At 55.0% G+C, this 13,094-nt stretch carries 11 protein-coding genes and 1 riboswitch; of the genes, 2 read left to right on the top strand and 9 right to left on the bottom strand.

Translation table 11 applies throughout. The features are described from left to right. Positions 1 to 73: 73 nt before the first annotated feature. Together OLX08_RS11770 and OLX08_RS11765 are read right to left on the bottom strand one after the other, a co-directional pair. On the bottom strand, positions 74 to 598 hold the full coding sequence (locus OLX08_RS11770) for a DUF6446 family protein (protein ID WP_391481578.1): 525 nt from the start codon (positions 596 to 598) through the stop codon (positions 74 to 76). Next, positions 595 to 1,536, bottom strand: a complete 942-nt coding sequence (locus tag OLX08_RS11765; RefSeq protein ID WP_391481577.1) for a glycine--tRNA ligase subunit alpha — start codon at positions 1,534 to 1,536, stop codon at positions 595 to 597. The genes OLX08_RS11770 and OLX08_RS11765 overlap by 4 nt, the downstream gene beginning before the upstream one ends. Positions 1,537 to 1,709: 173 nt before the next feature. On the opposite strand from OLX08_RS11765, the gene OLX08_RS11760 reads away from it, so the two are divergent. Beyond that, entirely contained in the window at positions 1,710 to 3,560 is a 1,851-nt protein-coding gene (locus OLX08_RS11760) for a trypsin-like peptidase domain-containing protein (protein ID WP_391481576.1), read from the top strand. Here the strand turns inward: OLX08_RS11760 and OLX08_RS11755 are convergent, their stop codons facing one another. The 3 genes from OLX08_RS11755 to metZ all read right to left on the bottom strand — a co-directional run bounded on the left by OLX08_RS11755 (position 3,561) and on the right by metZ (position 7,496). After that, complete coding sequence (locus tag OLX08_RS11755) at positions 3,561 to 5,006, bottom strand: TrkH family potassium uptake protein (protein ID WP_391483256.1); 1,446 nt, start codon at positions 5,004 to 5,006, stop codon at positions 3,561 to 3,563. 83 nt (positions 5,007 to 5,089) lie between these two features. Then, on the bottom strand, positions 5,090 to 6,190 hold the full coding sequence (gene folE2 / locus OLX08_RS11750; RefSeq protein WP_391481575.1) for a GTP cyclohydrolase FolE2: 1,101 nt from the start codon (positions 6,188 to 6,190) through the stop codon (positions 5,090 to 5,092). A 127-nt stretch (positions 6,191 to 6,317) separates the two neighbouring features. Further along, positions 6,318 to 7,496, bottom strand: a complete 1,179-nt coding sequence (metZ, locus tag OLX08_RS11745; protein ID WP_391481574.1) for an O-succinylhomoserine sulfhydrylase — start codon at positions 7,494 to 7,496, stop codon at positions 6,318 to 6,320. A gap of 63 nt (positions 7,497 to 7,559) precedes the next feature. Further along, a riboswitch (SAM riboswitch) is annotated at positions 7,560 to 7,637 on the bottom strand. 94 nt (positions 7,638 to 7,731) lie between these two features. Here metZ and OLX08_RS11740 point away from each other — a divergent pair. Then, positions 7,732 to 8,424, top strand: a complete 693-nt coding sequence (locus tag OLX08_RS11740) for a glutathione S-transferase N-terminal domain-containing protein (RefSeq protein WP_391481573.1) — start codon at positions 7,732 to 7,734, stop codon at positions 8,422 to 8,424. A gap of 31 nt (positions 8,425 to 8,455) precedes the next feature. On the opposite strand, the gene OLX08_RS11735 is transcribed toward OLX08_RS11740, so the two are convergent. The 4 genes from OLX08_RS11735 to OLX08_RS11720 form a co-directional block, all read right to left on the bottom strand. After that, a complete protein-coding gene (locus OLX08_RS11735; protein WP_391481572.1) occupies positions 8,456 to 9,061 on the bottom strand; it encodes an inner membrane-spanning protein YciB in 606 nt (201 codons plus the stop codon). 3 nt (positions 9,062 to 9,064) lie between these two features. Next, positions 9,065 to 9,964 carry an EamA family transporter gene (locus OLX08_RS11730; RefSeq protein WP_391481570.1) on the bottom strand — a complete coding sequence of 300 codons (900 nt, stop codon included), beginning with the start codon at positions 9,962 to 9,964 and terminating at the stop codon, positions 9,065 to 9,067. A gap of 15 nt (positions 9,965 to 9,979) precedes the next feature. Then, positions 9,980 to 11,236, bottom strand: a complete 1,257-nt coding sequence (ftsY, locus tag OLX08_RS11725; protein WP_391481569.1) for a signal recognition particle-docking protein FtsY — start codon at positions 11,234 to 11,236, stop codon at positions 9,980 to 9,982. Between the two features lie 122 nt (positions 11,237 to 11,358). Beyond that, positions 11,359 to 13,059, bottom strand: a complete 1,701-nt coding sequence (locus OLX08_RS11720; protein WP_391481568.1) for an NAD(P)H-dependent oxidoreductase subunit E — start codon at positions 13,057 to 13,059, stop codon at positions 11,359 to 11,361. Positions 13,060 to 13,094 lie beyond the last annotated feature (35 nt).

Below are 13,094 nucleotides of genomic sequence, written 5' to 3'. Positions count from 1 at the left end.
CTTTTCGTTTCGGATCAAAGGGCAGCAAACTGCGGAATTCCGCGCGCGCCCAAATAAATTGGTGTGGCCAAAATCACTGAAGGGTCTCCGGCGGTGTTGGGCAACCCTCAGGCGCGCGACGGCCGTCAAAAACCACCTCGCCGCAGCCGTTGATCTGGTGCCAGACAAAGCCGCGCCCATCAGACATGATGCCTACCACACGGTCGATCCCGTATTGCACGTTTGCTTCGCCCAAATACGCCGTTGCTGTGCCATCTTCCAGGGCAGCACCAATCGCATCCGCATCAAAGCACTCAAACCAATCGGGCGCCACACGGGGCTCGGCCGCGTCATAGATTTTGTAGGTTTCCGTCAGCATCGCCTCTGACATCTGCGTGGTAAAGCATGCGCGGTACCGAAGCGGTGAGCTGTCTGCATCAATCGCTTGAAAGTCTGCAAACAAAATAGGCTCGGCCACATCACTGGTCACAGGGGTCAGTTCAACACCGCCGTCCGTGACCTCATCATAAAAAGCGTAAACCTGAAGATAATAGAGCGCGATACCCGCGATGAGAGCACTCACGACAATGGCCGATATTGCGATGCGTGCGCCATTCATGCCTCAGCCGCCTTGTATCCGCCCGCCTCAGTTTGCACGAACGCATCTGCGCATCGCTTGGCCAGCGCACGAACACGCCCGATGTAGGCCTGCCGCTCGGTCACCGAAATGACGCCGCGCGCATCCAGCAGGTTGAACACGTGTGACGCCTTGATGCACTGATCATAGGCGGGGTGCGCCATCACGATGCGCTTGCCCGTTTTTGGATCCTCGTGCGGCTGCGCCAAAATCGCTTCGCACTCGGCCTCGGCGTCTTTGAAATGCTGCAAGAGAGTTTCGGTGTTTGCCACATCAAAGTTCCAGCGCGCATACTCTTCTTCGGTTTGCTTGAAGATGTCGCGGTAGCTCAGCGGGATTGGCGCGGAGGGGTCGTTGAACGGCATATTCATCACGTGATCGATGCCCAAAATATACATGGCCAAACGCTCAAGCCCGTACGTCAGCTCGCCTGAAACCGGCTTACAATCATGCCCGCCAACTTGTTGAAAATACGTAAACTGCGAGACTTCCATACCGTCGCACCACACTTCCCAGCCAAGACCCCAAGCGCCCAGCGTGGGGCTTTCCCAGTCGTCCTCGACAAAGCGAATATCATGCAAGCTCATGTCGATGCCAATTGCCTTCAATGAGCCGAGGTAGAGGTCCTGCAGATCAGAAGGCGATGGTTTGATCAGCACTTGATACTGATAGTAGTGCTGCAAACGGTTCGGGTTTTCACCATAGCGCCCATCTGTTGGCCGGCGCGAAGGCTGCACATAAGCCGCTGCCCACGGTGTGTCCCCAAGAGCGCGCAGCGTTGTGGCAGGGTGGAACGTGCCCGCGCCGACTTCCATGTCATAGGGTTGCAATATCGCGCAGCCCTTTGAGGCCCAGTAATTTTGCAGCCGCAGGATGATTTCTTGGAACGAACGCGGGGTATCAAGCGCTGGTGTAGTCATGGCGAACCGCCTATCAAAACAGAGTTGCCTGACCCATAAAGCGTGCCCCAACAAGGGTCAACCGGCGCCCGTAAACTTGGTTCTACGCGCACCTTGTGATCTGGATAGATTGCGGGCAATCTTGCTGGGATACGTAGCCGGACCGCTGGTCCAATTTTCAAGAGTGAGACCTTATGCGCCCTATTACTGCCGCCTGTTTTTTCGCATGCTCAACCGCCTTGACTGCCTCCCTGCCCGCGTTGGCACAGCAGACCATTTCAGGGCAAACCGCACCGGCTGCACAAGTCACGCCACAAGAAAGCAGCTGGATCCAGATTGAGGCGCAATCAACCCTTTTGGGCGCGCAAGACCGGATACGCGACTACGGACAGACCTTCCCAAATGTGGCGGGCTTCGACCTTGGGTCGGGCTGGTACGGTATCTTGTTGGGGCCATATACCGCTGAGGACGCCCGCGCGGCCCTGCGCCAATTGCGCCGCGACGGGTTGGTGCCCCGCGACAGCTTTGTGCAATTTTCGTCTCGCCTTCAGCAGCAGTTTTTCCCGATCGGCGCACAATTTGCCGAGACTGCGGCCGCGGCTCCGGCCACTACTCCGGAGGTAGGTGAGCCGACACCAACACAGGCGCCAACAGTAACGCCGACACTTGAAACAGCTGAGCTTACCCCAATTCCACAGGCATACATTCCCGATGAAACGCGCGCCGAGGCGCAAAGATCAGAACGGCTTTTATCAAGGGACAACAAAAAAGAACTCCAACGCGCGTTAGCGTGGGCAGGTGTTTACGCAGCAGCTATTGACGGATCCTACGGGCGCGGCACACGTGGTGCGATGCGCGCATGGCAAGCACAGCAAGGATTTGACGAGACTGGCATTTTGACCACCGGCGAGCGGGCCATTTTACTTGAACAATTCAATGCGGTTTTTGAGGGGCTTGGTCTTGAGGTGGTGCGCGAAGCAAAAGCGGGCATCGAAATGCTGGTGCCTACGAATATTGTGAGTTTTGACGCCTACGCGCCACCTTTTGCCCTTTTCACAGCGTCGGGCAACATAGAGCAAGCCCAGCTTTTGTTGATCTCGCAGGACGGGGCAGAACCTGAATTGCGCGGGCTTTACGACATCATGCAGACCCTTGAAATTGTTCCGTCTGACGGCGCGCGGCAAATTCGTGACGACACTTTTGAGATGGAAGGCATTGGGGATGATTTCATCAGCTACACTTTTGCGGAAACGAAACGCGCCAAGATCAAAGGCTTCACGCTGATCTGGCCCGCCGGTGACGAGCCGCGCCGCGCGCGGATTGTTCAGGGCCTCAAAGACAGCTTCACACCGATTGAAGGGGTGTTGGACCCCACTTTGGGTGATCCTGCCGAGCAGGCAATTGATCTGGTCGCGGGTCTTGAAATACGCCAACCGCTGCGGGCAGGATCAGGCTTTTTCATCGATGATCAAGGTACGGTACTGACCCATGCCGCAAACGTCGCGGGATGCGGGCGTATTTCATTAAACGATCGCTACACCGCAACATTGGCGAACCCAAGCACCACAGGCACCGGTGAGCTTGCCGTGCTCATACCCATTGAGCCGCTTGCCCCTGCATCCTATGCGCAGCTTACGGGCGACCCCATTCGGCTTGGGCAAAGCGTTGCAGTTGCGGGATACCCCTATGGCGGTGTGTTGCGCGCGGCGACACTGACGTTTGGAACACTGCAAGACCTGCGTGGATTGCAAGGTGAGGCTGACCTAAGCCGCCTGTCTATGCTGGCCGGAAGGGGCGATATCGGCGGGCCCGTTGTGGCAAACAACAACGCGGTGATCGGCATGCTGGCCCCCCGCCAAAGCCCAAGCGCGCAAGCTCTACCTGCGGATGTGCAATTTGCAATCAACAGCAGCACTTTGGTTGATCTTGCAAAAGCGGCTGATGTTACGATTGAGGCCCCAAACAGCGCAACGGAGCGCCTTTCGCCAGAGGAGCTGACGCTACAGGCCCGCGAATTTACCGTTCTGGTGCAGTGTTGGGAATAATCAGTTGCGCCAAAAACGCAGGGTCAGCATGGCATAGACCGCCATCAACTCAAGGCGTCCGATGACCATCGCCGCAATCATGATCCATTTTGCGGCCACGTTGATATCACCGTAATTGCCCGCAGGTCCAATTTTGTCCCCCAAGCCAGGACCAATATTGGCCAAAGTCGCAACGGCACCCGAAACCGATGTGGTAAAATCCAAGCCAGTCAGGCCAAGCAACACGGCCACAACGCCCAAAGTTACGACAAACACCATGAAAAATGCCATGACCGAGTTTACCACGTCTTCCTCAATCGCACGGCCTTCGTAGCGAGGCGTGAAAATACCGTGAGGCGAGTGGATTGCGTTGATTTGCGCACGTATCGAGGCAAACAGCAGCTGGAACCGGAACACTTTGATCGAACAAGAGGTCGAGCCAGCACAGCCCCCGACAAGTCCAATGAAAAAGATCACGGCAATAGGAAAACTGCCCCACTGCATGTAATCCGCGCTGGAATAACCAGTGCCCGTCATGATGGACGTGACGTTGAAAAGCGCCTTGCGCAACGCCTCTTCGGAAAAGCCCCCCTGTGACCAGAGCCACATCGTTACGGCCGCTACGCCAACAGCCAGAATGATCAAGAAGCCGCGGATTTGCGCATCCCGCAACAGCGCAAGATTATCACCTGAGATAAGCTGTACATAGCGCACAAACGGCAAGGCAGCAGCGATCATGAACACGACGGCTACATACTCGGCAGCGGCGGGAAGTGCGCTGAACGAGGCGTCATAATTAGAGTGCCCGCCCGTGGAAACCGTTGTCATGGCATGCATAAACGCATCCATCCCCGACAGCCCACATGCCAAATAAGCAATGATCGCAGCGGCTGTAATCGAGATGTAGATCACGGAAATTTTGCTCGAAATCTCTGTGGCGCGGGGTAGGATTTTGCCAAAAGTATCAAAAGACTCTGAGCGGAAAATCTGCATGCCTCCAACGCGCAACTCAGGCAGAAAGACCATTGCCACAACAATAATCCCGATGCCCCCAAGCCACTGCAACGCACCGCGCCAAATGTTGATCCCCACAGGCAGATCACCCAAGCCAGAAAAGACAGTGGCGCCCGTGGTTGTCAGGGCAGACATGGCCTCAAAAAACGCATCCGTAGGACTTGCTTGGGTTGCGCCGAAATAAAAAGGTAAAGCCCCAAACAGTGGCAATGCCAGCCAAACAAAAGTGGTCAGAATGAATGTCTGCTGGATGGTGAGGCCGCGATGATCCGCATTAGCGCAGCTTTGTGCGATAAGCCCACCTGTGAAAACAGTGATGATCGCGCTTTCCAAAAAGGCCATCCAATTGCGGTCACCGGCGTACAAATCCACTGCCATGGGAAGCAGCATCGCGCACCCCAAAGCGGCCACCAAAAGGCCAATGACATAACCGATAGGACGCAGATCCAACATGGTCAGAAGGGTTGGACCCTGCGCCATGGGGTGTCAAGGCAGCATGCATGACTAGGGTCGCAAGCGGGCACCACAGCTTTGTTCTAGCCTACGTGAAACAGCGTGGCGAAGAGCTTGGGATCGATGCTGTCTGACGCAAAGGTATCGCCTTCAAAAAGAACACTGACCGCATCGTGGCTGTGCAGGCTTTCTTGGTGGCTGGCAATCACGCGGAAGTCGCCAACGCGCGGGTCAGCTTGCAATTGCTCACAAAAAAGCCGCGCGGCGTCTTCAACAAAAATGGGGTTGGCCGCGTTCAGTTCCGCAAAAGCTTGTTCGTCTTCACGCTTGACCATGACTTGTGTCTCAGTTGGCACGGCGCGGCGGGCCATTTCGATCAAATCCTCAAACCACAACACCTGCGCATCATTTTCAAGCGCCACCGAAATACGCGCAACCGAACGTTGGCTATGCGGCGTTGCCAGTTGTCCGCGGGTTTGGCGGGCATGCTCTGACAACTCAAGCGAACAAGGGCACGTTGAGGAATAGACGTAATCCAGGTGCACGATCTTTTTGCGCACGCCTGCTTGTTCAACCAACTCAAGCGCGATGTCATAATACTGATAGCCAGACAGCCCCGACCGCAAAGAGGCAACTTTCATAGGGAAGGAAAAACGCATCTGGATACGCGCGTCGAAGCTTTCCAAATCGGTTTTATACGCATCAAGAGTTCGGTCAATCACATCAAAGCTAAAGGTCTCATCAGCGGATTGATAAAACGTGCGCATAATGCGCGACATGTTGATGCCTTTTTTCTCAGCATCAAGGCTGACGGTGCCCGTAACAGATGTCTCAAGGGTCAGATCGCCGTTATCACGGGTCCGAAACCGAATTGGCAGGCGGAAGTTACTAATGCCCACATGCTGAATTTGACGTTTAGCACCGCGGATAAGGGATGTGGGGCCGTTTTGGAGATCAGGCAGCGATGCTTTATACGCCGCGTCCACCGTAAACTCGGCCGGATACTGATGCGACAAGTCTGGATAATCGGTGGGGGCATCAACAGTCAAACGCGCAACAGCCGGATCAAGATCGCTGCGTTCAACATCTGTGGCGCCACCGGCCCACCGCCGCAAAACAGCAAGGGCCGCTTCGGCTTCTTCTCGGGTAGGCTCACGGTCCATATCGGGCGTGTGAAAGTTCATCTAAAGTCCCTCCCCTTGTTGGTTATCGGGCAACGCGAACCACTCAGACATAAGGGGCGTAGCACATATTACCAAACAATTACGTGACACAAACGGCTTTAGATCAGTTAAATGCGGAGTCTGACGCTTAAATTTGCGCCAACGCCTGTTCAAGATCAGCGATCAAATCGGCAGTATGCTCAAGCCCGACCGAGATGCGAACAAGCCCCTCCGTGATGCCCAATGCGTCTTTTTGCTCTTGGGGCAAACGCTGATGCGTCGTGAAAGCAGGTGGGGTGACGATTGATTTTGCATCGCCCAAGTTGTTTGAAATGGTAAATACTTCAAGCGCGTTCAGCATCGCATAGCTGGCGTCTTTGCCGCCCCGCACATCAATGGCTAAAACTGTTCCACCCGCGCCAAGCTGTTTCATGCAAATGTCATACTGCGGATGGCTGGGCAAACCGGGGTAGATAACCCGCTCCAGACGCGCATCGCCTTCCAGAACCTTAGCGATTTCCAAAGCACTTTGCGTTTGTGCGCGCACACGCAGATCCATCGTCTCAAGCCCTTTAAGCAGCGTCCACGCATTGAACGGCGACATCGCACCGCCTGTGTGCTTTAGATACGGTTCAAGTGTTTTGCGAATGTAATCGCGACTGCCCAGAACGACACCACCCAGAACACGGCCCTGACCGTCAATGTGTTTGGTCGCGGAATAGACCACCACGTCGGCCCCTTGCGCCACAGCGTCAGAGAAGACAGGCGTTGAGAACACATTGTCCACCACAACATAGGCGCCCACCGCGTGGGCCAGTTTGGACACCGCAGCAATGTCGATCACTTCCAGAGCAGGGTTCGAGACGGTCTCAAAGAAGGCCATTTTGGTATCCGGCCGCAGGGCCTCTTTCCATGCGTTCAGGTCAGTGCCGTCAATCAACGTGACCTCAACACCAAAGCGCGGCAAAATATCGTCGAGGATATAAAGACACGACCCAAACAACGCGCGCGCGGCCACGATGTGATCGCCTGCTTTCAGACCGGCCATCACGGCGCCGTTCACCGCAGCCATGCCGCTGGCCGTGGCAAAGGCATCTTCTGTGCCCTCAATCGCCGCGATGCGTTCTTCGAACATCCGCACGGTTGGGTTGCCATAGCGGGCATAGATAAACTCGTCCTCACCAAGCGAGACAAAGCGCGCCTCAGCGGCTTCAGCTGTGGGGTAGACAAACCCTTGGGTCAAAAACATCGCCTCTGAAAGTTCACCGTATTGGCTGCGGCGGGTGCCTGCGTGAACGGCGGCAGTGCGAGGATGTTTCTTTGTCATGTCATTTTCCTTCGGCGGGCCGTGGCCCAAATAAAAAACCCCACCGGTCAAGGGCGGGGTTGCAACGCTGGCACCTGACCCTCTTTAGCGGCATATTTAACGTGGCCCGCAATCCGGTAACAAATCGCCACGAAACTGTTCTATGCCAAGCCCGCTCGAGCCGTCAAGCATGGCCCTTGCACAATAAATCAAATCCGCCATTGTCTTGCTAAATTGTGATGACAGGAGCTTGCCCATGATTGATCTGTACTACTGGCCCACCCCCAACGGATGGAAAGTCAGCATTGCACTTGCAGAGATGGGCTTGCCGTTCAAACTGCATGAAATCAACATCGGCAAAGGCGATCAATTCGATCCCGCCTTTTTGCAAATAGCACCCAACAACCGCATGCCCGCGATCACCGATCCTGATGGGCCAGACGGTGTGCCGATATCTATTTTTGAAAGCGGTGCTATTTTGCAGTATCTGGCGCGCAAGACTGGCAAGTTCGGCGGCCCGACTAAGCGTGACCGCATCGCAGTAGATCAATGGCTAATGTGGCAAATGGGCGGCTTAGGCCCCATGGCCGGACAAGCGCATCACTTCCTAAAATACGCCCCGGCGATGGATCCGCCCCAAGATATTCCTTACGCTAAAGACCGCTACCGTGCAGAAACCGCGCGCCTTTACGGAGTGCTAGACAGGCAGTTGGCAAAACACGAATTTGTGGCAGGGGATTTTTATTCAATCGCCGATATGTCAATTTGGGGGTGGGCGTCTTTGTGGGAAGGCCAGCAACAGACGCTGGATGATAAGCCGAACTTACACCGCTGGCTTGAGACCGTCAGCGCACGGCCTGCTGTTATTGAGGGGCGTGCGCTGCTGGCTGAAAAGCGTGGCGATCATTCCAGCAAGGACGCACAAAAAGCGCTATTCAAAACGAAGTAGGCCACCGAGGTCAAAAATATGGGCGCGCCACTCAGTCCGCTTGATCTGGCTCGTCCATATATTTTTGCAATGCAATAATCTGCACCCACAGAAACGCAAACAGAGCAATCGGGAACCCGAATGTCTCGATCTTGACCCAAGCGTCCGTGGACATGGTCCGCCAAACAACTTCATTCGCAACTGCCAAAAGCACAAAGGCCGCTGTCAGCCGCTTGGTCAAAATCATCCAGCCCTCTTGGCGCATGGGCATCGCATCGCCCAGTACATAAGCCAGCAGGCTGCGCCCACGCAAAAGCCCACCGCCCAGAAGCACTGCAAAGACACCGTAAACAATGGTCGTCTTCATCTTGAAGAAGGTCTCGTTGTTGAACCACGCTGTCAGCCCGCCGAAGAAAATAACCATGAAGGCGGTGAAGACCTGCATCTTGCTCAACTCACCTGTCAGCACCCAAAGCGTACCCATTGCTGCTAGCAGGATTGGAATGAAAATCACTGCGGAGACGATAAAGCCCGAGTATTCAGTGCCCGCAAACGTAAAGCTGTCGTCTTTGATGCGAAGATAGATCAGGAAAAACGCGATTGTCGGCCCTAACTCAAGCACCTGTTTGACGATTGGATTGATTGGTTTTCCGGCCATTTGTTAGCCTCCCATTTCCACAATAACTGCACCAAGCGCAATGAGCGCCATCAAGCCTATCCGTCTTGGACCGACTGTTTCTTTCAAAAATATCCAGCCAATGAAAGCCGCAAAAACCGCTGAGGTTTCGCGCAGCACAGCCGCCTCGCCTACTTTATCAAGGCGCGTGGCCAACATCACCGCCCCAAAAGAGCCATAGGCAATAAATGCCCCCATCACCGAGCGCCCCATCAAACCTCGCACATCAGGCCAGTCTCCTTTACGGTAGCGCCACAGCATCAACAGCGGAAAATCCATCGATGTGAGTAAGAAAAACCATGCGATGAACGTGAATGGATCAGGCAATGCACGGATCGCGTAAGCATCATAAGTTGTATAGATCGCTACAAAAAGCCCCGTGCAGACTGCAAACCACAAAGCAGGGATTAGCGTATCGCGGCCACTATCAAGCCGGAAAAAGTTGTACGCAGCCAGTCCGAAAATACCCGCCACAAGTGTGAATACGCCCAACCACTGAACGATTGTGAAGACCTCACCAAAAATCAAATAAGCGCCGATTACAGTAAAAAGCGGCCCCGTGCCGCGCATCACAGGGTAGACAACTGTGTAGGCGCCGCGTGTGTAGGCCATGGCGATCAGCACTTTGTAGATCAAGTGGATAACCACTGCACCGGCCATCAACCACCACGCACCACCTTCGGGCCACGGCACCAAAAACAGCGCGACCGGCAGCGAAATAACAACCAAACAGGCATCAATCGACGCACGCGACAGCCAAGGATCAAAACGCCCTTTTTGCAGCGCTCCAAAGACCGCGTGCAAGAACGCCGCAGACAGCGCAAGAACAAGCGCAAGTTGATGCCCCGCTTCTGTTCCCTCCAGCGAGACCAACCATTCACTCATATTTATTTTTCGCTTCTAAACATCCGCGCCGGTCAAGGCCGCCGCAAATTCTTCGGGGTCAAACGGGGATAAATCATCAATCTGTTCACCAACGCCAATCGCATGAATGGGCAAGCCAAACTTATCGGCAAGCGCAACCAAAACGCCACCCTTTGCGGTGCCGTCCAGTTTGGTCATCACAAGGCCGGATACATCAGCCAGTTTTTGGAAAATCTCAACTTGGTTCACCGCATTTTGCCCCGTGGTCGCATCGAGCACCAACACCGTGTTATGAGGTGCATCAGGGTCTTTCTTGCGAATGACACGCACGATCTTTGACAACTCTTCCATCAAATCAGCGCGGTTTTGCAAGCGACCAGCCGTATCTATCATCAACAAATCAGCACCATCTGCCTCGGCCTTGATCATTGCGTCGAACGCAAGCGAAGCCGGATCAGATCCTTCGGGTGCGGTCAAAACCGGCACATCAGCCCGTTCACCCCAGACCTGCAATTGCTCAACGGCAGCGGCGCGAAACGTATCACCGGCGGCGATGACCACTTTTTTACCTGCATTTTTGAACTGAAGGGCCAGCTTGCCGATCGTCGTGGTTTTGCCAGACCCGTTTACGCCGACGACCAGAACCACTTGGGGCTTTTTAGCATAAAGTGGCATAGGTTTGGCGACAGGTTCCATGATCCGCGCCACTTCACCGGCAAGCAAGGACTTGATCTCAGCGGTCGACAGGCGCTTACCAATGCGGCCCTCAGCCATGTTTGCGGTGACGCGCAGAGCCGTATCAACCCCCATATCTGAGGCGATCAATAACTCCTCAAGCTGTTCAAGCATATCGTCGTCGAGCACACGTTTGCGTGCGGCAGTTTGCTTAGCGCTTCGGCCAAAGACACGGCCCAAAAAGCTTGGTTTTTCTTGTGGGGCAGCAGGTATTTCGACCTTGGGCGCCGCAACAGGCTCAGGCTCAGGCTCAGGCTCAGGCTCAGGAGTTTCGGTTTTAGCGGCTACGTCAACAGGTTCGTTGACAAACTCCACCTCATCCCGCACGGCCTCATCCGGCGCAGATTGCTCCGGCACCGCTTTTTCTGGTTCACTAACCGGTTCCGATCCAGGCGCGTCGTGGACTTGGACTTCAGCCTCGGCCTCTGCCGCAACGGCTACGTCGGACTGCGGTTCTTCTTCGACCGTGCCACCATCCTCGACAATCGCATCCAATCCCTCCTCAAGTTTGGAGGAAGACTTAAAAAGCTTGGATTTCAGCTTATTGAAAAAAGACAAATCGGCTCTCCGAAAAGGGTTCACTTAGTGATCTAACCCTTTGGCAGCGCTTTTGAAAGATGCCCGTTGCACCGCAAGGGCCAGACGCGCTGTAATTTTGCGCACTGGCCCTGCAGAAGTACTCAGATTTCGTCTTTGAAGTGTTCCATGACCAATTTGATCGGGTTTGGCGCCGCTTGTCCCAAACCGCAAATTGAGGCATCGACCATTGCGGTGCTCAACTCGGTCAGAAGGCCCTGATCCCACGTATCGGCCTGCATCAGCTTTACAGCCTTTTCGCAGCCCACACGGCACGGTGTGCATTGACCACAGGACTCATCTTCAAAAAAGCGCAGCATATTCAGCGCCGCATCACGGGCACGATCCTGATCTGACAACACCACTACAGCAGCAGAGCCAATGAAGGTGCCAAGCGGCTGCAACGTGTCAAAATCAAGCGGCACATCGTGAATGGAAGCAGGCAACAACCCAGAAGACGGCCCGCCCGGTTGATAGGCTTTGAAAACGTGCCCGTCAGCCATGCCGCCAGCTGCTTCGATGATATCCGTGATGGTTGAGCCAGCGGGCAGCAAATAAACGCCCGCGTTCTTCACACGTCCCGACACAGAATAGCTGCGCAACCCTTTGCGGCCATTCTTCTCAACACTGCTCAAAATCTCGGGGCCTTCACGACAGATGCGCGCGACCCAATGCAGGGTTTCCACGTTATGGACCAGCGTAGGCTGGCCAAAAATGCCAACCTGAGCCACAAAAGGAGGCCGGTGCCGTGGCATGCCGCGCTTGCCTTCGATGCTTTCAATCATCGCGGATTCCTCACCGCAGATATACGCACCCGCACCGCGGCGCAGGTCAATATAGCCGGCCTCAACGATACCCGCATCCTCAAGTGCCGCAATCTCACGGCGCAATATTTCGAGCACTGCAGGATACTCGTCACGCATGTAAATAAACGCCTTCTCGGCCTCAACAGCCCAAGCTGCGATCAACATACCCTCAAGGAAAAGATGCGGTGTACGCTCAAGATAATAGCGGTCTTTGAATGTACCGGGTTCGCCCTCATCACCATTTACAGCCAAGTAACGCGGTCCTGCGTTTGCACGCACAAAACCCCATTTTTTGCCCGACGGAAAACCAGCACCACCCAAGCCGCGCAAACCGGAAGACAGCACTTTTTCTTGTACCACTTCCCAATCGCCACTTTGGCGCAGTGATGTCAGGCTGTCGTAACCACCGGCGGCGCGATAGGCATCTAACGCCTCATAACCAGGCACATGGGCGTGTGTGTCACCCGCCGCGATTGCCGCTTCGACTTTGGCTAAATCAGCGTGGTCAATGTGGTTGTGACCCAGCTCAAGCACCGGTGCCGTATCACACCGTCCCATGCATGGCGCGCGCACCACGCGAACTTCATCGGCATTCAGTCCCTTCTCCAACGCATCTTGCAACGCTTGGGCGCCTGCAAGCTCGCACGAAAGACTGTCACACACTCGGATGGTCAGCGCAGGCGGCGGGGTCTCGCCTTCTTTGACGACATCAAAGTGGGCATAAAACGTCGCCACCTCATAAACTTCGGCCATAGACAAACGCATCTCCTCGGCCAAGGCACGTAGGTGCGCCGCGGACAAGCAGCCGAATTTATCTTGGATCAAGTGTAAATGCTCGATCAACAGATCACGGTCGCGGGATTTCCCGTCAAGCAGGCTTTGCACTTCGCCCCACGCAGCATCATCAAGCTGACGGCCTTTGGTGTGGCGGCGGCCCTTGCCTTTGCCCGATTTCCAAACGCCTTTGCCCGCGTCCATATCCTTGCTGTCCAATGCCATTTTGCGCATCCCCCGAAAAATCTATTTTCTTGTAG

Origin of the sequence: Nereida ignava (assembly GCF_047114695.1) — a bacterium.
Lineage (GTDB): Bacteria > Pseudomonadota > Alphaproteobacteria > Rhodobacterales > Rhodobacteraceae > Nereida > Nereida ignava.
This window is presented reverse-complemented; position numbering and strand designations above follow the sequence as displayed.